The 21,214-nt window shown below is 42.0% G+C and carries 17 protein-coding genes; 3 read left to right on the top strand and 14 right to left on the bottom strand.

The features are described from left to right. Positions 1-65: 65 nt before the first annotated feature. Together AC1DXF_RS11685 and AC1DXF_RS11680 are read right to left on the bottom strand one after the other, a co-directional pair. Positions 66-1,697: an amidase gene (locus AC1DXF_RS11685; protein ID WP_477448726.1), complete on the bottom strand. Its 1,632-nt coding sequence runs from the start codon at positions 1,695-1,697 to the stop codon at positions 66-68. Between the two features lie 201 nt (positions 1,698-1,898). After that, positions 1,899-3,161, bottom strand: coding sequence for an alkaline phosphatase family protein (locus AC1DXF_RS11680; RefSeq protein WP_477448724.1), 1,263 nt, complete (start codon positions 3,159-3,161; stop codon positions 1,899-1,901). A gap of 257 nt (positions 3,162-3,418) precedes the next feature. On the opposite strand from AC1DXF_RS11680, the gene AC1DXF_RS11675 reads away from it, so the two are divergent. Continuing rightward, complete coding sequence (locus AC1DXF_RS11675; protein ID WP_477448722.1) at positions 3,419-3,886, top strand: hypothetical protein; 468 nt, start codon at positions 3,419-3,421, stop codon at positions 3,884-3,886. 345 nt (positions 3,887-4,231) lie between these two features. Here the strand turns inward: AC1DXF_RS11675 and AC1DXF_RS11670 are convergent, their stop codons facing one another. The 12 genes from AC1DXF_RS11670 to spt form a co-directional block, all read right to left on the bottom strand. Continuing rightward, positions 4,232-4,993: an MBL fold metallo-hydrolase gene (locus AC1DXF_RS11670; protein WP_477448720.1), complete on the bottom strand. Its 762-nt coding sequence runs from the start codon at positions 4,991-4,993 to the stop codon at positions 4,232-4,234. Beyond that, positions 4,990-5,262 carry a hypothetical protein gene (locus AC1DXF_RS11665; RefSeq protein WP_477448718.1) on the bottom strand — a complete coding sequence of 91 codons (273 nt, stop codon included), beginning with the start codon at positions 5,260-5,262 and terminating at the stop codon, positions 4,990-4,992. Before AC1DXF_RS11665 ends, AC1DXF_RS11670 begins: the two co-directional genes overlap by 4 nt. A gap of 296 nt (positions 5,263-5,558) precedes the next feature. Beyond that, on the bottom strand, positions 5,559-6,107 hold the full coding sequence (locus AC1DXF_RS11660) for a CAP domain-containing protein (protein ID WP_477448716.1): 549 nt from the start codon (positions 6,105-6,107) through the stop codon (positions 5,559-5,561). Positions 6,108-6,541: 434 nt separating this feature from the next. Further along, positions 6,542-7,309, bottom strand: a complete 768-nt coding sequence (locus tag AC1DXF_RS11655; protein WP_477448714.1) for a hypothetical protein — start codon at positions 7,307-7,309, stop codon at positions 6,542-6,544. 242 nt (positions 7,310-7,551) lie between these two features. Beyond that, positions 7,552-8,490 (bottom strand): phosphatase PAP2 family protein, encoded by a 939-nt coding sequence (locus AC1DXF_RS11650; protein ID WP_477448712.1) that lies wholly within the window; start codon positions 8,488-8,490, stop codon positions 7,552-7,554. A gap of 1 nt (position 8,491) precedes the next feature. Beyond that, on the bottom strand, positions 8,492-9,118 hold the full coding sequence (locus tag AC1DXF_RS11645) for a sterol desaturase family protein (protein WP_477448710.1): 627 nt from the start codon (positions 9,116-9,118) through the stop codon (positions 8,492-8,494). Positions 9,119-9,364: 246 nt separating this feature from the next. After that, a complete protein-coding gene (locus AC1DXF_RS11640) occupies positions 9,365-10,084 on the bottom strand; it encodes a CDP-alcohol phosphatidyltransferase family protein (RefSeq protein ID WP_477448708.1) in 720 nt (239 codons plus the stop codon). Positions 10,085-10,109: 25 nt separating this feature from the next. Then, positions 10,110-12,668, bottom strand: coding sequence for a DUF5686 and carboxypeptidase-like regulatory domain-containing protein (locus tag AC1DXF_RS11635; protein WP_477448706.1), 2,559 nt, complete (start codon positions 12,666-12,668; stop codon positions 10,110-10,112). A gap of 598 nt (positions 12,669-13,266) precedes the next feature. Beyond that, complete coding sequence (locus AC1DXF_RS11630; protein ID WP_477448704.1) at positions 13,267-14,592, bottom strand: inositol-3-phosphate synthase; 1,326 nt, start codon at positions 14,590-14,592, stop codon at positions 13,267-13,269. A 200-nt stretch (positions 14,593-14,792) separates the two neighbouring features. Next, a complete protein-coding gene (locus tag AC1DXF_RS11625; RefSeq protein WP_477448702.1) occupies positions 14,793-15,779 on the bottom strand; it encodes an NAD-dependent epimerase/dehydratase family protein in 987 nt (328 codons plus the stop codon). After that, positions 15,776-16,894 (bottom strand): hypothetical protein, encoded by a 1,119-nt coding sequence (locus AC1DXF_RS11620; protein ID WP_477448701.1) that lies wholly within the window; start codon positions 16,892-16,894, stop codon positions 15,776-15,778. The genes AC1DXF_RS11625 and AC1DXF_RS11620 overlap by 4 nt, the downstream gene beginning before the upstream one ends. Before the next feature lie 112 nt (positions 16,895-17,006). Beyond that, positions 17,007-18,212, bottom strand: a complete 1,206-nt coding sequence (spt, locus tag AC1DXF_RS11615; RefSeq protein WP_477448699.1) for a serine palmitoyltransferase — start codon at positions 18,210-18,212, stop codon at positions 17,007-17,009. A gap of 365 nt (positions 18,213-18,577) precedes the next feature. Here spt and AC1DXF_RS11610 point away from each other — a divergent pair, with 365 nt between their 5' ends. Together AC1DXF_RS11610 and AC1DXF_RS11605 are read left to right on the top strand one after the other, a co-directional pair. After that, on the top strand, positions 18,578-19,924 hold the full coding sequence (locus AC1DXF_RS11610) for a TolC family protein (protein WP_477448697.1): 1,347 nt from the start codon (positions 18,578-18,580) through the stop codon (positions 19,922-19,924). Between the two features lie 57 nt (positions 19,925-19,981). Further along, positions 19,982-21,160: an efflux RND transporter periplasmic adaptor subunit gene (locus AC1DXF_RS11605; protein WP_477448695.1), complete on the top strand. Its 1,179-nt coding sequence runs from the start codon at positions 19,982-19,984 to the stop codon at positions 21,158-21,160. Positions 21,161-21,214: the final 54 nt, after the last annotated feature.

Raw genomic sequence — 21,214 nt, 5'->3', positions numbered from 1 at the left:
AGTACGGCGTATATCGTGCGCAGAGTTTAACTCAATCAACAACTCACCCAATCAACCACTCTCTATTACCCCAACAAATCCACCTTAAACAATGGCTTAACCCTTTTTTTACTCGCCTGCTCATAAGCATACCCCAGCTTAATAATATCGCCTTCTTTCCAGGCGGTGCTGAAAAATGATAAACCGACAGGCAAACCATGCAACAATCCCATGGGTACCGTAATATGCGGATATCCTGCCATGGCAGCCGGGCTGGAGAAACTAAAGCCGTTATCATAATCGCCATTTACCAGGTCGACGCAAACTGCCGGGCCGTTGGTAGGGCCTATGATGGCATCCAGCTTGTTATCGGTTAAAATCTTATCTATCGCTTTGCGGGTGCCGGCATTTGTTTGCTTTACGGCTTTTAGGTATTCTTCGGTATTTAAGTCGCCTTTGGCCTGGGCCAGTTCAAGGGTTTCCTGTTTAAAAAATGGCATCGCTTTGGCGTCGTTTTGCTTGTTATAGGCAATTACATCGGCCAGGGTTTTTACTTTGCTGTTAGCGTTGCTTAAATACTGGTTTAGCCCATCTTTAAATTCATATAATAAAACCGGGAACTCGCTTTTGCCAATATCTTTCAGCTCTTTATTCAACTCAACTTCAATTACGGTAGCGCCTTTGCTTTCCAGGGTTTTAATAGCGTCTTTTAGTAAGGCCACCATGGCAGGGTTGCCCTCCAATGCCGATTTTTCGACCCCGAGGCGTTTGCCCTTTAAGCCGTCGGCATCTAAAAATTTGGTGTAATCAGCCTCGGCCTTGCCTTTGCCGGCCAGGGTAAAACTATCTTGTGGATCAACCCCTGCCAAACCCCCTAAAAAAATAGCCGCATCCTTAACCGTGCGGGCCATAGGGCCGGCCGTGTCCTGGGTTTTAGAGATAGGGATAATCCCCGACCTGCTCCACAGACCTACCGTTGGTTTAATGCCCACCAGCCCGTTTACTGATGATGGCGATACTATCGATCCATCGGTTTCGGTACCTATGGCTATGGTGCATAAGTTGGCCGCTACGGCGGTCCCCGAACCGGCGCTTGATCCGCTGGGGTTACGGTCGAGGATGTAGGGGCATTTGGTTTGCCCGCCCCGGCTGCTCCAGGCACTGGTTGAATGCGTTGAACGAAAATTGGCCCACTCGCTTAAATTGGTTTTTCCCAGCAACACAGCACCGGCCTCACGCAGTTTATGTACAATAAAAGCGTCCTGTTTGGCATAGTTATCACCCAGCGCCAGCGAGCCGGCTGTGGTATGCATATTATCGCCGGTATTTATGTTATCCTTTATCAGCACTGGTATGCCATGTAAGGGGCCGCGTACTTTGCCTTTCTCCCGCTCTTTATCCATGGCATCGGCCATATTTAAAGCATCCTTATTTAATTCAATAACGGAGTTTAGCTTAGGGCCATTCTTGTCAATTTCATCAATTCGCTTCAGGTAAAGTTCGGTAAGCAGGCGCGATGTATATTGTTTGGCCTTCATTTTTTCCTGCAAATCTGTTATGGTAACTTCCAGGAGCTCAAACAGGTCGTCTTTGCTGTCTGTAGCGGTGGTATCCGGTTTCTTATCGTCTGCCGCCGGCTGGCTGCATGATGTGGCAACTAATGTTGATAACGTAAGGCCAGCTAATGACCCTGTTTTAAGAAAATTTCGTCTGTGCATAACCGGTTGTTGAAAAGCATCTACAAATAACAAAATATTTGTGGGATAAAAAATTATCAACCTAAAATGTTACACCATGTATTTGCGTACAGCCGGTTTATGCGCAGACGGTTAGCAGTTAACGTTTGGTATACAATTAACGATAACATGCGGCCGATGCGTTTTCAGACTGGATGGCCACACCTTGCTTAAGCTGGGGCATTACTTTTTTAATGTGCTATGCACCAACTTGCCGGTGCCATCAACCTTGCCGGTATAAGTAAGCCCTAATATGCGTTTTATCAAATTAAATACATCCACATTTTCAAAAGCCGGTATTTGAGTATGCGATTTAAATGCCGGGCCCCAGGCTAAAAATGTGGCGTGCATATCTTTTATTTTATGTGGATTATACCCGTGCCAGCCGATATTAATTTTTTTGCTGTACAGGTTAAATACTTTTGGATAATGGGGTATCAGTAATATATCGCCAATGCGGTTATGCCAATCATCGGTTTTGCCGTAGTGCATGCTGGCGGGCATATTGGTTTTCAGGTATACATCATAATCTGTTGCGGCTGCTTTTAGGTTTTGATAGGCGGCCGGGATATCAGTAGCTTTTTTTGCATACAGTTCAACCAAAATGCCATCGCCTGATATGATGAATTTGGAGGTATCGATAGCTGCCGGGATGCCAATTGGATTCTCTTTGTCCACTTTGGTCATCCCGTGATCTGATACAAAAACAAAGTTCACTTTAAGGCCGGTAGTCTTTACTGCTTTATTAAGTTCGTTCACAGCCGAATCCACAAAACGCACCTCGTGTGCTGTTTCAGGGGCATCGGGTCCGTATACATGACCGGCATGATCAACCTGCGGAAAATAGAATGTAATTAAATGCGGCCGTTTTTCTGCAGGCAGGTTAAGCCAGTTAACCACTGTTTGTATGCGGTTATGAATGTCAATCTTTTCGTTATAGTTGTAATAATAGGTTGGCAATACGTTTTGAATCGCGGCTTCGGATGCAACCCAGTAAAAACTGGCCGAAAGCATATGTTGCTGCTCGGCCAATACCCATAGCGGCGCGCCGTAATACCATGAGCCATCTTTAACCTTATCCTTTTTGCTCATCGAATAAGAATCTTTACGATCACGATCATAAAAAGTATTGTTAACCAGGCCCGAGTGCGAAGGGTATAAACCGCTTACCAACGCGTAATGGTTAGGAAACGTAACCGAGGGATAGGATGGGATCATCGAAGCCGCTTTAACGCCTTGTGCACTTAACGCCAGCAGATTTTTAGCCCGGTATTTTTCGGCATAATCATACCTGAAACCATCAGCAGAAATTAATATGACATAAGGTTTTTTTTGCTGCGCGATGCTGTTTTTACGGCCGGGGATTACTTGCTGCGATGTATCTACCTGGGCAAATAACCGGGTTGAGAATTGGATTAATATAAATAGGAGAGTGAATTTTTTCATGAGCGCCTGATAAAATTCAAACATATGAAAACAGTGTTATGGAGATGATAACCGGCGGTAAAGATTTAGCTACATTGATTAGGCCATTTAAGATTAAGTCATCGTGCTTCATCACCAGCTTCCATTTCTACGTTTAAGGTTGTGAAACTGCCGCTGTTGCAGAACAACGGGCTTGTTTTACTGTATAAATGCCATTACAGTACATAAACAGCTTTAATTTAAAGTAACTTCAAATTTAAAAACATAAACACTTCCTGATGATGTTAAAATGTCTGATCAAAATATTACTCCCGGCCATTTTAACGATAGCTTTGTTGGGCTGCGGCCATGGCAAACAGGTATTTAAAAGCGATTGCAATGACGATTTCTCGCCCGTTTATAAGCGTGTTCCTTTTACCGAACTGGTAAAGAACCTTAAAAAGTACGATAGGCAATATGTAGAGGTTACGGGTAAATATATAGAAGCACCGGAGCAATCGGCCTTGTTTAATGATAACTTTTTTGCCGATCACTCGGCAGGGCATGCCATCTGGATAAATTTTAACCCCGACTGCCCGCTTTATTTAGAGGGAACGCGTATCGGCCTTTTCCAATATAATAATGGCCAGTTTACCCCAATAAATAATAAGCATGTAACCATAAAGGGGCGGGTTGATGCCCACGATACAGGGCATTTAAACCAATACAAAGGTGCAATAGAGAGGATTAGTTATATCGATTTATAACACAGCCTTGCCAGACATTATTTTAATATAATTAAAACAATGTCTTAAACGACCGTCATTGCGAGGTACGAAGCAATCCCCGACATGCTAAGTCCCACATAGTTCGGGATTGCTTCGTGCCTCGCAATGACGGTGTTTTAATATTGATAATCAATGGCCTATAAATGTGTCATTATAAGGAACGAAGTAATCAATGATATAGTTGTTGTGATGCTCTCAAGCCAACACGTCATCCTCATTTTTTTAGGTTTTAACTGATGGATACTCACAACGACGCATGGATATGCTTCATTGAAGTATAAAAACATCAATAAATCATTTTTAGATAGCTTCTAAAGCGTTCTTTTAAATCTCCAGTTTTAAACCATCATAAGCCAGCCGGATATTGGGTGGCAGCTCGGCCGATATATCCTGGTGTTTGCCCAGGCGGTGGCTTATATGGGTAAGATAAGTTGTTTCAGCGCCAATTTCGATGGCAAAATCAATAGCCTCATCGAGCGTAAAGTGCGAGATATGGGTTTGCTTTTGCAGGGCATTGATCACCAATATTTTTGAGCCTTTTATTTTTTCTTTTTCGGCCTCTGATACGGTTTTGGCGTCGGTGATATAGGTAAAATCATTTATCCTGAAGCCCAGTACCGGCAGCAGGTAATGCAGAACCTCGATGGGGATAAATTTTACGCTGCCAATATTAAAAGGATCTAAACCGATAGGGTGCACAGTGACCTGCGGAATACCCGGATATCCTGTACCATCAAATACGTAAGGGAATTCGCGGGCAAGCGCGCGCTGTACCCTGAAGTCGGCGTAAACATCTACAGGGCCTTGCTGAAAATAGTTAAATGCCCGGATATCATCCATCCCGGCAATATGGTCTTTGTGTTCGTGGGTATATACAATGGCATCTAAACGTTTTACGCCTGCACGCAACATCTGGTACCTGAAATCGGGACCCGAATCAATAACAATGGTTTTATCTTCGGCTTCTATTAAAATGGAGGTGCGTAAACGGTTGTCGTATGCATCGGCAGATGTGCACACCTCGCACCCGCAGGCAATAACAGGTACGCCCTGCGATGTTCCGGTACCTAAAAATGTTATGGTCACAGCTGCAATTTTGTTTGTTTGATGTCCTGTAAAAATGCAACCTGTTTGTCATCCAGCAATCTAAAATCCACTTCCAGTTCGCGGAGCAGTTCAACCAGGGCCAGAATTTTACTTTCCAGGTTCGAAAACCGGTTTACAATTACCATGCGGCTGTTTAATAACAGGCATGCCCCGGTTTTAAAGTTGCCTTTCTCATACCGCACCTTGTAGCCTGCTGTTTTGAGCAAAATCTCCAGTTTTTCGAGTGTATGATTGGTAGCGGGCAGCATTATTTCAAAAGTAGTAAATTTATGCGGATGTGCGGATTGCAGATGTGCAGATTTCAGATTTCAAATGTGCAGATTTCAGATGTGCGAATTTTAGATGCGCAGATGCAAAAGCGTAGAGTGCGAAACAAGTGAAATATTAAAAATTTTATTAGCTAAGAGTCAGTGACTTAAGAATTGGCATGCTTTGAAAACCGCAACAGCACATCCGAAATTTGCCTATTAGTTTGCCCGCTATTCCATCTGCACATCTGAAATCTGCATATCTGCACATTAATTAATTCCCATCTGCACATCAATCAATTCTGTATCAGCTTATACTTTCCTGATTTGATTAGTTTTTGTTGTTCGGCCGAGAATTGTGTGCGGCCGCCAAAATCCTGTACCCAGTAGGTTTTATATTCGGCTACGCCAACCTCTTTAAAATCGGGGTTCATGAGGTTTCGGCAATGCCCTTCGCTTTTAAACCAGCCATCCATTACTTCGGCTATACTTTGCTGGCCCTGGGCAATGTTTTCGCCTATGGTAAAGCTTTTAAACCCTTTAAACTTATAGCCTGCCAAAACTATCCTGTCTTCCATGTTGCGGCCATCTTTGCTGGTATGGCTAAAGTAGCCGCGTTTGGCCATATCTTTTGCGTGGGCGGTGGCGGCATCAAACAATTTATCGTTCCAGGTTAGGGCAGGGGCCGGCGGGAAATATTTATCGCCGCAATTGCATCCCTTTGTACGGGTTTGGTTTATCCGGTTTAAAAACTCGCTTTTAAATTGTTCGGTTTGCCCGTAGGCTTTACCGCACATTAATAATATGGCAGCTAAATATATAGTGCGTAAAAATGATTTAGTCATATACTTATCAGACAAACAAAATTGAATGAGGTTTAGTATGTCCTAACAGAGAAATTTGCTTTTTGTTGGTGCGGCCTTGTATGCGGATAACAGTGGTCTGCTTAGGGCTGTCCAAAAACGAAGATTATTTATTGCCGTTGACTTTAGTCAACGGTAAAAGCAAAGTCCTATCACGGGCTTTAGCCCAATTATTTAAGCGAATTTTGGCTAAAGCCTCCCTTCTTTTGGTCATTATTCCGTTGACTAAAGTCAACGACAATGATTTTTATATATAATAAATAATCTAAATCAAATTTAGGTGCTTCTTAGGGCTTGTTGATGGTTGTATTACTACCGCGGTTTCCTGGGCCTTATACGCCGCCGGCTTCGCTTTTTACTCCGCCAGTAATAAACCATTACAGCTGTTGCCATTACCGCAAGGGCAACAATAAGTGTTACAATGAGACTGTATGCCTTGCCGAGGCGAGCTTGGAGCCGCGTTTGAAGCTGGAGGTATATACTTTTTTTTTGACGATGACAGAGTCTTGCTTTTTGATCTGAACAGAATCTTTTTTGCTGAGCATCGCCAATTTGCTTTCCTCTGTTTTCTGGATGCTGTCGTCTAAAAATTCATGTCGTTTTATGGCTACGGCTGCTTTGTCGTAATTTTTCATGTGCCGGTACAAATTAGCGTAGGCTACCTGTACCGCCGATTCATTCCTGGGATCTTTATTTTTTACCGCTATTTTTAAGGCTTCGTTTAAATCGCCCATGGCAAGGGTGTAATCTTTGATATCGCTTTTTATAGCCGAGAGCTCGATTAATGATGTGATGATATTAGGAATATCATGTTTTAAACGGGATATGGTGTTTGATTGCAGTATGAACCACTTGGCCTGGCTGTAATTATGCTGAGACCTGTATATTTTTGACAGGTTGTTGTAACAAGTGCGCAAACCTAAAGAATCGTTCATGCCGGAGTATACGTGCAAAGCAAGCATCGAATAGTTTAACGCTTCGTTTTTGTAATAGTGCCTTAAGTTTCTGTTGCTAACCGTATCGTAATGCATGTATTCCTGCGCAATCGCGTTGTAGATAGGGCCTTTTAATGAATCGCTTGTGAGTTGTAATTTTTGCTTAAGGCTATCCAGGTCACCAGCGTAAGCTGATAATTTGGATCCGGCTAAGAACGTAAAGATGAGGCAAGTAAGCAGTTTCTTCATATAGGGCTTATCGAATATACCAATATATTTAATATATACTTAGTCAAATAATGTGCCCGGTTAGCCGGTTTTACCGCTTAGCAGACGGGCTGATTAAAAATTATTGGTTTTTGAGCCTGAATGGCACTTTTTAGGTTAAAACCAAGCGATGTTTTTTTTTTAACAATTGGCGGGCTTTTTTTGCACATTGCATTTGGTACACAAAACTGGACAGGATTTAAGCCCGGTATTAGTATTATGTACTAAACAATAGTCTGTTCATACCGGGTGATGAAATGTTGTAATGCCTTTGATCGCGCCAGCGAAAAATTGAAAAGGAAAATGCCGATAGAGGCGCAGGTGATACCTGCCAGCACATCAAGCACATAGTGGTGGCTGGCATATACCGCGGTAAACCAGATGCCCAGCATTACCACAGCAAAAAATAAGTTTGATTTACCCAGGCGGTTTTTAATACCGTAGTATAAAACAATAACCGGGTACGATGAATGTAACGATGGCATAGCCGCGAATACATTTGAGCCTTTGGCATAAATGGACTTAAAAACGCCGGCATGAAAAAAGGCATCAAACTTAGCCAGCCCGGCGGTATTGCCCTGGGTTAGGGGATGAAATTGTAAGCCGTGATATTGTACATACCAGGGTGGGGCCGCAGGGAAGGCATAATAAACCACAAAGCCCAATAAATTAACCAGCACAAAGGTGAGTGAAAATTTGAGGAACTGTTTTTTGTTTTTAAAAAATAAAAAGGTTGCAAAAGCAAGTGGTACAGGTATCCAGCATAGGTAAAATATGCCTGCCATAACATCAATAACTGTATTACCGTTTATGCGCCAATATTCATTTGGTGTAAGCAGACTGCCATTGTAGTGGATGCCGAACAGGCGTTTTTCGAAATTATAAATATCGGCTATATGTACCGCGTTGAAATTATAATTAGGAAAAGCCTTCATATAATCAAATATGATCCAGTAAACGATGAAGATACTGAAGCCGAGAATAAATTTACGCGTAACAGCCGAGGCGTAAAAAAGGGAATTAAATATCAGCACAAGCGTAAGCTCGTCACTTTTGTAACCAATTAAAAAGTAGGAGAGTACTAAATACCCTATTGAAATGAGCGTAACAATAAGTACTGTTTTGGTATTGATTGTTACACCGTTGTGAGCAGCAGTATTCACCTTATTTTTTTAAGAATCCCGAACGGAATATTTTATCCCACAGCGGCGAGCTAACTCCGTAACCCCTGTCGGGATCCTGGTAGTGGTGCAGCATGTGGTGTTGTTTTATTTTTTTAAACAGGCCGCTTTTAAAGTTAAAATGATGCATAGCATAATGCGATATATCATAAAACAGGTAGCCTAATATAAAGCCCGGGAAAAAGCCAAAAACATTATCGGCGGGCAATATCCATTTAAATAAAAAGTAAAAGCCGGTGGCCAGCGGAATGCTCAACGATGGTGGCAATACCAAACGTTTGGCATCGCTTGGGTAATCATGATGCACACCGTGCATAATAAAATGCAGCCTTTTTGCCCATTCCCAGTTTTCGTTGGGTTTAAGGTGAAAAACAAAACGGTGCATAATGTACTCGGTAATTGTCCAGACGAACAAGCCTAAAATAAACAGCTCGGTGTATTTTATAAAACCAATACCTGCGTTAAAAGTCAGGTAGGTTGAATAAATGATAACCGGTACAAAAATATACAAGGGTACAGTATAATGCACCTTTGATAAACCCTCTAAAAAGTTACTCTTAAACATCCTCACAGATTCCTGTGAGTTAGATACATAATTTTTTTTTGCCATAATATATCAGGTTTAAAATTTTTGACGATTTCTCTGCCTGTTATTTAATCTTTTATATTGATTTGATTTGCGCCGAAGCCGCAACCAGCTTAGCTGCGAAAGTACGATATTTTAACGGGGTCTCAAGGCCGTAAAATCCAAGTCGACGATTATCTGACGAAGACCAAGTTTAATTAGATACCTCGGCGAAATAACTAATCCGCTTTATAAGTTCAAACTCACCACTCACTATTCACCACTCACCACTTACGAGCCTTCCTGTTGTTTTATCAGGGCTCTTTTTGCTTCCCTTAACCGGTTAAAGGCTGTAATATTAGTTAGCACAGCCAGCAACACCAATGGGAAGGTAAAGATTGATATAGGCTCAAATATGTGAAACTTAATTCCCGGTACAAACAATTTGTAATTGCCGCCAATATACTGGGCTACAATACCGCTTATTAACGCGCAAACACCGATAGTAACTACACGCTCGGGCCGTTGCATTAATCCGCCTTTCACTTCAACACCCAAACCTTCGGCACGCGCCCTTACATAACTTACCATCATAGAACCGATGAGCGCTATAAAGGCAGCTATCGAACTTATAAAATAGTGGTGCCCTACCAGGTAATAACATATACCCAGGAACATGATTAATTCGCTATAACGATCAAGTACCGAATCGTACAGTGCGCCAAAAGTCGATTTCATATTGCCTAAGCGGGCTACCTGGCCGTCAAGCATATCAAACAAGCCTGCAAACAATATTAAACCGCCTGCCCAGCCAACGTAACGCAAATCGCCGCGGTTACCTTCTTCGGCACCTAAAATAAAAATGGCTGCAACACCTACATTCAGCACAAAACCAATTGATGTAACCGCGTTTGGTGTTAACCCAACCTTGATCAGAATTTTCACAACGGGATCAATCACCCGGTAAATACCTAACTGCAGGTTTGTTCTAAGCGATATTTTTTGTTCCATTTTTGTAATAGTTTGATGTACAAAATTAAAAATCAAATTTAATTCTGGTGCGTATACCCCAATTTGCTACATTCGGATGATCAAGATAATTAAACCTTTGCACAAAATCAACACGAATTAGCTTAAATATGTTTTCGATACCAACGCTTCCTTCAACATAAGGCGTGCGGCCTAATGAATAAGTAAGCGGCACTCCATTGGCATCAACCGGTAGCTGGTACAATGATGGGTGGATCGATGGATTATTGCCATCGCTCAATCCGCCCCATAGTACTTTAAAGGAAGCTGTTTCGCGCCATTTTAATTTTTTAAATAGCGGTACTTTGTTAAAGAAGAAACCCATAAAATGCTGATCGATCCGGATACCTTCATAATGGTCATATACAAACTCCAAAAAGTTCATCAGGTTATATGAGTCAATATCATAAGCATAAGTTTGGTTGGCACGCGGAATTGATAACAGCGGATATGGCACTGTGCCAAACACTTTACCGCCATATACGGCCACATCGGCATAGCCTAATTGCGATTCGTAAACCCGTTTGTCAATACGTGCATCTACCTTTTGGTAATTATATTCGCCGCCAAAAACGTTTTTTAAGCCGGCGGTAAATTGTACCTGGAAAATAGGGTATTTGTTTGGCAGCGGCGTACGGTAAATTTTACCCTGGTAAAATTCTTCATTGGGCGCATACCTTAAGCCTGCGGTTATTTCGGTTGTGGTTAAATCATGTACAGGGTGGGTAAGGTCATTTACCGGCCTGAAGTATAATGACCCTGCCGGCTCTTGTTTCCAGTTATTAAAACCGGCGCTGTATGAAAAATGGCTGTCGAACTCGTGTACGTAATCAATTCTGTAGTTATTGTTGTACAGATACTTATCGTTTACACCACGTTTAAATGATAGCAGGAAGTTATCCTCCTGAACAAACTGAAGGTTGGCCCCCGGTATTTTTGTATCGCGCTGGAAGCTTGCCCTTAAATAATTTTGCGGGAATTTATAGATGGATTTATTATTAAGCGAATAAGTAGCGCTCAGGAAGTACTTCCATCGTTCGTCCTTAAAGCCATAGGCGGCATAGGTTTCAAAATAATAGCGCCTGCTGAGGTTAGGAGTGGTACGGCCGCCAAACCGTAATTTAAAACCTTCAACCGGGTTAAAGCTGTAAAAAGTGTTGGCAGGGCCAATCTCAAATTTATCAAATCCTTTATAGCCGGCAAGCAATATGGTTGCAATATCTACCGTGCGTTTAAACGATGGCATATCTTTTAAGCTATCAATGTTTTTATAAACTTTTGATTCGGCCGTAGTTAAGGTATCCAGGCGGTTTTTTTGCCAGAATGCATCACTGCGGTTACGGGCCTCATCTGATGACTCTTCCGATTGTTTGGTATAGGCAGTATCCGGCCTTGGCTTGTTTACTATGTAATTACCATAAGTAATGGTACGCATACCAAACAAACTGCTTTTTGCATCTTTTTTCGATGCCCCAAAATCGGCTATGGTAACGCTTTTGCTGAGGTGGTACCTGTTATCAGGATTTTGTTCAAAATCCAGGTCGACCTGGATAGACCTGATAAAGTTGATATTGATATGTTTGTTTACCAATAGCGATGCTTTTTGAACCGCATAATTGCCATCCAGCGTAATATAGATGCTCCCTTCAAACAAAACATCATTACTGTTGCGCGGCGTAAAACTTAATTGTACCAGTTTTTGGCCTTTGTTATCGGTAATAGTATCGGTAATAAAAAACTTGTAATAATTGGGCGAGTTATCTGATATCGGGCTTAAAAACTGGCTGGTTATCAGTAAAACATTGTTATCGTATATATTAACCTTGGTGTAAAGATGCTTAAAATACTGTGCTAAGCCGGCGTTATCAACAGCCGGGCCAAAATTCACATTTTTTTCGCCAATAACAATTTCCCTGTTTTTCTCGGGGTTTTTGCGGTAAAAGTTTTGGACAAGTTTTTCATTAAGGAAAATAGGTAATATAGATTTGCCCGGAATAGATGTACTATCGCGGTTATCCAATATAAATTTGTATTTCCTGAAAAATTTACGGTCAGAGAATTGGGCCGAAACGTTGGCGGCGCCAAACATCATTTTATCATATTCCCGGTACTCTACATAATCATAAGCTTCGGGGCGGTTTTTTTCTTTATTTTCAATAACCTTACGAATCAGCTCAACCGCCGGATTATCCTTATTACGGTATTTAGGCTTTTTACCGGCTTTAATAGTAACCTGGGCCAGTTGTTGCGCCGCAGGGAAAAGCTTTACATTAATAACCTGCTCTTTACCCGGTACCACGGCCAAAAATGCGTCCTTGTATCCTAAAAACGATATTTTTATTTGCTTGTAAGTTTGATTGGTTGTTGACAGGCGATAATTTCCGTTATTATCAGTAGCAACCCCGGTTGTGGTTCCGGTAAAGCTAACTACTACATAAGGAAGGGTTTGTTTGTTGCCCGCATCAGTAACCCTACCCGTAATAATGGTGGTTTGGGCAAATATTGATGTTACAGAAAAAAAGAATATTGAAAAGAATAGACTTTTGTAAATTTTTTTAAACTTCATGTACTTTATGCAATTATGCAAATACAAACCTTTTTGATTGATAAATATAAATCCAACCCCCGTATTTAACTAACCTTTTGGTTACCGGTAATATTAATTACCAGTTTAAATTACCAAGCTTATCAATCATTCGCCCTTATCCAACCCGTTTGCCTGTAAACCCACTTTAAATAGGTTTAATAACCCTTTTGTAACCTTTATAACACGCTTGTAACTGCGTTCCAAAGGTAAAAAAAATCCCTACAGACTAATGTGGTCAAAAAGTCAAATATTCCCTATGGTACTACAACGGCAATCATCAAAATAAATTACCCCGATATTATACTTATAACTAAATAAGGGCAATAATAAATATGAGGCATGTTGCCGTTAACAAACCTATTCTAAATTACGTAATATGCAGAATCACAGACTGAAATAAAAAACTTTTGTTACACAAGGATACAGAAAATTGCAGGGCGAATGTGCCGCCGCAATAAGTATTTAACAATTATTAACAAGCAAAGCAGCACAAATAGGTCTAAGTATCGCGCATAAATAAAGCAGCCGCATAAAGATCAAACTTTATACGGCTGTTTCATGTTTTTATCACAAATTATTATGCTTCCTGGGCAAACATGTCATCATAATAATCTAAACCAAGGTGAGTTATCAAATCTTCGCCCATTAAATAACGAAGTGTGTTCTCTAACTTGATCAATTGTTTAAATATATCATTCTCGGGATGTAAACCGGCAGCAGTTTGCGGCGATTTAAGGTAAAACGACAACCATTCCTGGATACCACTCATGCCGGCACGTTTGGCCATATCGCTAAATAGGGCAAGGTCGAGCGCGATAGGGGCGGCAAGGATCGAGTCGCGGCAAAGGAAGTTAATTTTGATCTGCATTTTATAGCCCAGCCAGCCAAAAATATCAATGTTGTCCCAGCTTTCTTTATTATCGCCATGCGGGGGATAGTAGTTGATGCGGATTTTGTGGTAGATGTTGCCGTACAGCTCCTGGTTATCTTCTGGTTTAAAAATATCCTCCAGTACGCCTAATTTTGATACTTCTTTAGTTTTAAAGTTATCGGGATCGTCCAATACCAAACCATCGCGGTTACCCAGTATGTTGGTAGAGAACCAGCCGTGTACACCTAACGAACGTGCAGCAAGGCCCGGAGCCAAAACTGTTTTCATTAAAGTTTGGCCGGTTTTAAAATCTTTACCTGCGATAGGGGTTTTGGTTAATTTTGATAACTCGATTAAAGCGGGGATATCAACAGTTAAGTTAGGGGCGCCATTTGAGAAAGGTACGCCTAATTTTAAAGCCGCGTAAGCATAAATCATACTTGGCGCTATCAGCTTATCATCGACTTTTAAAGCCTGTTCAAAAGCTGCAAGCGATTGGTGGATGGCCGATGCTTCGTAGTAGATCTCTGTTGATCCGCACCATACCAATACAACCCGATCTAAACCGTTTTGCTCTTTAAAGTTTTTAATATCCTCCATTACCTGCTGCGCCAGCTCATAACGTGTGCCGGTTTTAACGTGGGTACCTGTGAGGTTTTTAGCATAGTTTTGGTCGAAAGCGGCCTTCATGGGCACAATGGCTTCCAGTGCCGGTTTTACGGCATCTAATAACGATGATTCTAATACCTTTGCGTTTGATGCAGCCTGGTAAACATTATCTTCGTACACATCCCATCCGCCAAAAACGATGTCGTTTAATTGGGCAAGCGGTACAAACTCATTAATTTTAGGGTTGCGGTTTTCGGTGCGTTTGCCTAAACGGATGTGCCCCATTTGTGTAAGGGAGCCGATTGGTTGCGAGATGCCTTTTTTTACAGCTTCAACGCCGGCAATCAACGTGGTGGCTACTGCGCCCAAACCAGGGATAAGGATACCCAGTTTACCTTCGGCAGGAGAAATTTTGATTTTCATTATACTTATTTATTGTTTAATTGTTGGGCAAAAAGGCGGTTTATTTGATAGTTGCCTGTTTTACCTTCTGTTGTTTTTTGTGCTTCTGTTTATTGTTAAGTTCTTGGTTATCAATTTACTTAAACGTTTAAGTAAATTGGCGTAATTTGTATTTTTATCAATTTTAATGCGCTATGTATTCATGTTTTTGGGGCTGGTTGTTACAACCAGTCGTTGGCCCTATACCACTTTAGTGTTTCAATTAGCCCGGTTTGCAAATTATACGTTGGATAAAACCCCAGCTGCGATTTTGCTCTCTCGATATCAACCGACCAATTTACGGCCATGAGCTCGTTTAGCTTCTCCATGTTAATGATGGCGGCTTTATTGCTCAAAGAACTCACTTTTTCTGATACAAAGGCTATTGTTTTTACAAATATTACAGGTAAATGAAATTTAAAGGTTTTTAAGCTCAAAGCTTCCTTGGCTAAGTTAGCTAACTCATATTTACTGTAAAAATTGCCATCGCTAAGGTTATAATCTGTATTACTCCCGTCGTATAGTGATTTTATGGAAGCTTTGGCCACGTCCTTTACATATATAAAGGTTAGCTTTTGTTCGGCTTTGCCCATGTAAGGCTCAAGGCCACGGGTAAGCTGCTTAAAAAAAATAAAAATACCGGTGTCCCTTGGGCCGTAAATGGCGGTGGGGCGTAAAATGGTGTAGCTTAAGCCGTTTATGGTTTTTAGTTGTTCTTCGGCCAGCAGTTTGCTCCGGCCGTAAGCCGTAACCGGTTTTGGTTTGGTAGTTTCGCTGATAGCGCCAACCAACGTTTTAAGCGGCCCAAGCGCTGCCAGGCTGCTGATGAGCACAAACTTTTTAAGGTTAATGCCTGCTTGTACAGCAGCAGAAGCGAGGTTAAAAGTATGGGTGGCATTAATATAGTTATAAGCCGCCTGTGATTTGGCTGCAGTAACACCGGCCGCATGGATGATATAATCGGGCTTAATATCTGCAAGCTGTTGCTTTAGCCCAGTAAGGTCGCGGTAGTTAAGGTTGACAAACTTGATATCGAGATTTTTCAGGTGGTCTGTTTTGCTGCTTTTACGCACGGCGGCATATACCTCAAAATTATTGTGTAACGCCTCTTCGATAATATGAAACCCCGCAAAACCGCTCGCCCCGGTTATTAAAACCCTTTCCCTCATATCGCCTTTTTGTATAACCTGTATGTTTTGTACGGATCGCCTTTAATGGCTTCAATCGCGCGGTTTACCATGTCATTGTGCTCTAAAGTCCAGCCGGCTTCGGCATGTTTAAAGCCTTTGGCCTTGTACTCTCTTATAATAGTGCCATATAAACAGGCTTCGATACCCATTTTGCGATAACCGTCTATTACACCTAACGCATAAATGCGGATGCTTTGTATGTTTTTTTTGCCAAACAGCAATTTGAAAATACCGGTCGGCAATAAACGGCCACGTTTTATTTTCTGAAAAATTTCGTTATAATTTGGTAGGGCCAAACCAAACGCCACTATTTTGCCGTTTTGCTCGGCAAGCAAGGCAAAGTCAGGGTCAAGGATCAGCTTAAGGTCTTTGGCCAGGTAATCAAATTCCTCGTTGGTTAATGGCACAAAGCCGGTGTTGCTATCCCAGGCCGAATTGTATACTTCGCGAAGCTTAGCGGCTTCCTCTTTGAAATTTTTTAAATTTACTTTGCGGATAACGATATTACTCCGTTTTAAGCGCTCCTCTAACGAGTTTAATAATCTTACCGATTTATCATCATACTCCTGCCCATCCCAGTGCCAGGCAATCAGGTCAACATCTTTGCTAAGGCCGTAGCTTTCTACAAGGTTGGCGTAGTAAGGCTTATTGTAGGTGTTCATTAAAAACGCCGGGCTGTCAAATCCCTTAATCAATAATCCGCAGGGTTCATTGGTGCTAAAGTTTACCGGGCCTAAAAGCTGGCCTGTTACGCCTTTGTTTTTAAGCCAGCCTGTAACTACATCAAATAGCAGGGTTGAAACTTCGGTGCTGTTTATACAATCAAAAAAACCAAAAAAACCATCGTTTTTATGATTGTATTCGTTATGGGCATTGTTCAGGATGGCTGCGATACGGCCTACAATTTTATCGCCGTCATAGGCTAAAAATGGCTGTATCTTGTTATGCTTATGAAAAGGGTGAATAGTTAGCAGGTCGCGCTGGGCGATAAACAGTTCGGGTACATAGTTTGGGTCGTCCTCATACAAATCATGCGGAAAATCAATAAATGAAGCCAGTTCCTTTTTGGAACTAACTGTTACAATTTTTATCATGAGTGGTTTGCACTAATTGGTTGCCCTAAGGCTATATGAACGTAAAAGTCCGTGTGTATACGGTTGCTTTATTAAAACAGCAGCCAAATATGCACACGGACACTTTATAAAATTATATTTTTTCTTTAACAGAAGTAACGCCTACGTCTTTAAAAATTTTAGTCAGTTTTTCAACAGCTTCCTCAATTTGCTCAAATGTATGGGTAGCCATTAATGAGAAACGCAGCAACGATGAATCTGAAGGTACAGCCGGCGAAACAACAGGGTTAACAAATATGCCGGCCGCCTGCAGTTGTTTGGTTACCAGGAAAGTTTTCTCGTTATCGCGTACATAAATAGGCAATATCGGGCTTTCGGTAGGGCCAAGGTCAAAACCTTCGTCAAGCAAAAGTTTCATGGCGTAATTGGTATTATCCCAAAGTTTCTGAATTCTTTCGGGTTCCGATTCCATGATATCCAGGGCCGCAATTACGCTGCCAACAGATCCTGGTGTCATACTCGCGCTAAACATCAACGAACGGCCGCGGTGTTTAATAAAGTCAACAGTGTCCTTATCGGCAGCTATGAACCCCCCCAACGAAGCTAATGACTTACTAAAGGTTCCCATAATAAGGTCAACATCCTTAGTGAGGCCAAAGTGCGATGCAGTACCTGCTCCATTATGACCGATAACTCCAAGGCTATGCGCATCATCAACCATGATGTTTGCACCATATTGGTCGGCAAGCTGAACTATTTCTGGTAGCTTAACAATATCACCTTCCATGCTGAAAATACCATCAACAGCAATAACCTTCACAGCTTCTTCGGGCAATAATGCCAGTTTGCGCTGCAGGTCGTTCATGTCGTTGTGGGCGTATTTTAACACTTTTGAAAACGAAAGGCGGCTGCCGTCAATGATGCAGGCATGATCGTACTCGTCTAAAATAATGTAATCATTACGGCCCGTAATGCAGGATAGTACGCCAAGGTTTACCTGGTAGCCTGTGCTGAATAAAACAGCGGCTTCTTTGCCAACTAAAGTGGCAAGCCTGTTTTCTAACTCAATATGAATATCCAGTGTACCATTTAAAAAACGCGATCCGGCACAGCCTGTGCCATATTTATCAATCGCTTTTTTTGAAGCTTCTTTAATTTTGGGGTGATTGGTAAGGCCTAAATATGAGTTAGAACCAAACATTAACACCCTTTTGTTGTCAATTAATACTTCAGTGTCCTGAGCAGACTCAATAGGCCTGAAATAAGGATACAATCCCTTCTCCCGGAGCATATTTGCAACCTGGAACTCGGCGATCTTCCCATGTAGTTTTTTAACCATGTATTAACTCTGCTTTAATTTTGCGTAAAAATACCATGAATAAGTGTATAACTTATACGGTAAGTGTAATTTTTTTTAAATAAGGCTACAGAACACATAAGTTCTGCCAAAGCCACATTAAACCACATGGCAAATTAATTAATTTTTTTATTTATTTGCTATCCCTTATTTTCATTTTTTTGTAAAAACGGCCAAAACCCGTTTTTTATCGCATTTTTATAAAGTTTACGTAAAATTTTTGTGGTTGGTGCGAATTTGCTAATATTAACCACATATTCGCATATCCCCTATGCAATTTGACTAAAACTATAATGCCGCCGTATTTGTAGTTTGGTTTAGCGACCATTGGCATCCATATCTTCCGTATGAAAAAACTAAAGTACTTATCCTTCTTAACGATAGTCAATTTAACATTAATTTTACATTCGCCGGTTTTCGCACAAACAGGTGTTGATACAATTACCGGGCCAGTTACGCTTAAGCAGGCTGTTGACTACGCGCTGCGCAACCAGCCGGCTGTAAGGCAGGCCTCCATTGACGAGCAGATAAATGAGCGTGATATAAGAATTGGCTTATCGGCATGGCTGCCCCAGGTAAATTCATCGGGCCTTTATAATTATTATTTTAAAGGACAGCCGCAGGCGGGCGCATCGGGGGCCAATATTCCATCAAACGCAGGCAGCATTCGTAACCTGTCAACACTTGGTGTCACGGCTTCGCAGGTTCTTTATAATAACGATGTGTTGCTGGCTTCAAAAGCCTCAAAATATTCGCGGGAGTATTATAAGGATAACACGTTAAGCAGCCAGATAAATGTTGTATCAGATGTAAGCAAAGCTTTTTTTGATGTGCTGTTATCGCAAAAGCAGCTGGATATTACCAACGAGGATATTGCCCGCTTACAACGGAGCCTGAAGGATGCCACCAACCGGTACCAGGCAGGCGTATCTGATAAAACAGATTTTAAACAGGCAACTATCGCCCTTAATAATTCTATCGCTACGCGTAAAGCGACAGAAGAATCTATCAAAAGCAAATCCGCTTATTTAAAGCAAATTATGGGGGTAGGCGGCCCGGGTACCATTACGCTTGCTTATGATTCGTCCCGCTATGAGCAGGAGGTTGCCATTGATACCAACCAGGTGCTTGATGTAAATAACCGGATTGAGTACCGGCTGCTGCAAGCGAGTAAAGCGCTGAAGAATTTAAATGTCGATTATTACCATTATGGCTTTTTGCCTTCGTTATCGGCAGTGGGCAGTTATAATTATGCATACTTTAACCACAATTTTAGCCCGCTGTATAGCAATGCCTTTCCTACGGGCTATGTGGGTTTAACATTAAGCCTCCCCATTTTTCAGGGCGGCAAACGCCTTCAAAATTTAAGCAAGGCACGCTTGCAGGTTGAACGTACCGACCTGGATATTGCAAATACCAAAAACAGCCTTAACACCGAGTATGTACAGGCGCTTGCCGGTTACAAAAGCAATTACACCAGCTATAAACTGGTACGTGAAAATGTTGACCTTGCAAAAGATGTATATAAAATAGTAAGCCTGCAATACCGCGAAGGCGTTAAAACCTACCTTGATGTTATTGTAGCACAATCAGACCTGCGTACAGCCGAATTAAATTATTATAACGCCCTGTTCCAGCTGCTGGCCAGCAAAATTGACCTGCAAAAGGCGTTGGGGACATTACCTGTACAATAGTAAGATAGCTTTCAGCAGGCTTTTTTAAGAAGATACTCAAACGAACAAATCACTATAATGAAGAACAGATATATATTTTGGTTAGCCCCGGCGGCATTGTTGGCATGGGCATCATGCGGTAAACAGGATAAGAAAGGCGCGGCCGCCCCGCCACCAACTCCGGTTTCAATTGCCGAAGCAAAAAATGGCAACGCCACCTATTATGATAGTTACCAGGGAACGGTTATATCTATTAATACTGTTGAGTTGCGTAGCCAGGTGCCGGGTTTTGTAACCGGGATATTTTTTAAGGAAGGCGACGTTGTTGAAAAGGGCAAAGTGCTTTACGAAATTGACAAGCGCAAATATCAAGCGGCTTATCAGCAGGCGGCTGCCAATGTATTAAGCGCACAGGCCAACCTCACCAAAGCCCAAAAAGATGTTGACCGCTACAATATGCTGTTAAAAAACGACGCCATTGCGCGCCAAACGGTAGATCAGGCTGTAGCCGCTTATGAAACCGGCAAAAGCTCGGTAGCGGTGGCCAAAGCAGGTTTGGCATCGGCAGCCACCGATCTTTCTTACGCTACCATCCGGGCGCCTTTTACCGGCCGTATCGGGATATCGCAGGTAAGGCTGGGAACGCAGGTGGCCGTTGGTACCACGTTGATGAACACCATATCGGCCGAGCACCCTATTGGTGTGGATGTGGTAATTAACGAGCAGGATATTAACCGTTTTTATGGCCTGCAGAAATCAAGCAGCGATACCACTTTTAAATTGCAATTGCCCGATGGTAAAACCTATAATAAAACAGGTAAAGTTTTAGCTATTGACAGGGGAGTGAGCAGTGGTACCGGCAGTATTAAAGTAAGGATTCAATTCCCTAATGAGGATGATGTATTGAAGGATGGTATGAGCTGTGTTTTACAGGTGCTTAACAGCCAATCGGGCAACAGGGTGCAGATACCTAATAAAGCCGTGACCGAGCAAATGGGCGAGTTCTTCGTTTTTGTAACCAGGGACACCACAGTTAAAGATACCGCAGACGATAAAACGATAAAAGACAGGCGAGATACTATTGCCAAACAAGTAAAAGTAAAGCTTGGCCCGCGTGTAAATACCAGCATAGTAGTGATGGGTGGCATTAAAGCCGGCGATAAAGTGGTAACCGATGGTTTCCAGCGTTTGCGCGATGGCGGCAGGATTACACTTGGCGCAGGTGGCCCTCCGGCAGGTGCAGCACCAAAAAAATAGCGTTGACAGATAAAGAAAAATTTAAGCGATTGGCAGGATAACCCCTGCAAAACT

It is taken from the genome of Mucilaginibacter sp. P2_A5, from assembly GCF_056404995.1.
The sequence above is the reverse complement of the archived record's forward strand: the minus strand, read 5'-3'. Positions and strand labels throughout refer to the sequence as shown.

Coding starts and splice junctions, on each gene's coding strand:
- AC1DXF_RS11680 (WP_477448724.1), bottom strand. CDS start 3,161: ATGAAAAAATTCACTCTCCTATTTATATTAATCCAATTCTCAACCCGG.
- AC1DXF_RS11625 (WP_477448702.1), bottom strand. CDS start 15,779: ATGAGGGAAAGGGTTTTAATAACCGGGGCGAGCGGTTTTGCGGGGTTT.
- AC1DXF_RS11655 (WP_477448714.1), bottom strand. CDS start 7,309: ATGAAGAAACTGCTTACTTGCCTCATCTTTACGTTCTTAGCCGGATCC.
- AC1DXF_RS11620 (WP_477448701.1), bottom strand. CDS start 16,894: ATGATAAAAATTGTAACAGTTAGTTCCAAAAAGGAACTGGCTTCATTT.
- AC1DXF_RS11645 (WP_477448710.1), bottom strand. CDS start 9,118: ATGGCAAAAAAAAATTATGTATCTAACTCACAGGAATCTGTGAGGATG.
- AC1DXF_RS11630 (WP_477448704.1), bottom strand. CDS start 14,592: ATGAAAATCAAAATTTCTCCTGCCGAAGGTAAACTGGGTATCCTTATC.
- AC1DXF_RS11640 (WP_477448708.1), bottom strand. CDS start 10,084: ATGGAACAAAAAATATCGCTTAGAACAAACCTGCAGTTAGGTATTTAC.
- AC1DXF_RS11610 (WP_477448697.1), top strand. CDS start 18,578: ATGAAAAAACTAAAGTACTTATCCTTCTTAACGATAGTCAATTTAACA.
- AC1DXF_RS11685 (WP_477448726.1), bottom strand. CDS start 1,697: ATGCACAGACGAAATTTTCTTAAAACAGGGTCATTAGCTGGCCTTACG.
- spt (WP_477448699.1), bottom strand. CDS start 18,212: ATGGTTAAAAAACTACATGGGAAGATCGCCGAGTTCCAGGTTGCAAAT.
- AC1DXF_RS11605 (WP_477448695.1), top strand. CDS start 19,982: ATGAAGAACAGATATATATTTTGGTTAGCCCCGGCGGCATTGTTGGCA.
- AC1DXF_RS11675 (WP_477448722.1), top strand. CDS start 3,419: ATGATGTTAAAATGTCTGATCAAAATATTACTCCCGGCCATTTTAACG.
- AC1DXF_RS11665 (WP_477448718.1), bottom strand. CDS start 5,262: ATGCTGCCCGCTACCAATCATACACTCGAAAAACTGGAGATTTTGCTC.
- AC1DXF_RS11635 (WP_477448706.1), bottom strand. CDS start 12,668: ATGAAGTTTAAAAAAATTTACAAAAGTCTATTCTTTTCAATATTCTTT.
- AC1DXF_RS11660 (WP_477448716.1), bottom strand. CDS start 6,107: ATGACTAAATCATTTTTACGCACTATATATTTAGCTGCCATATTATTA.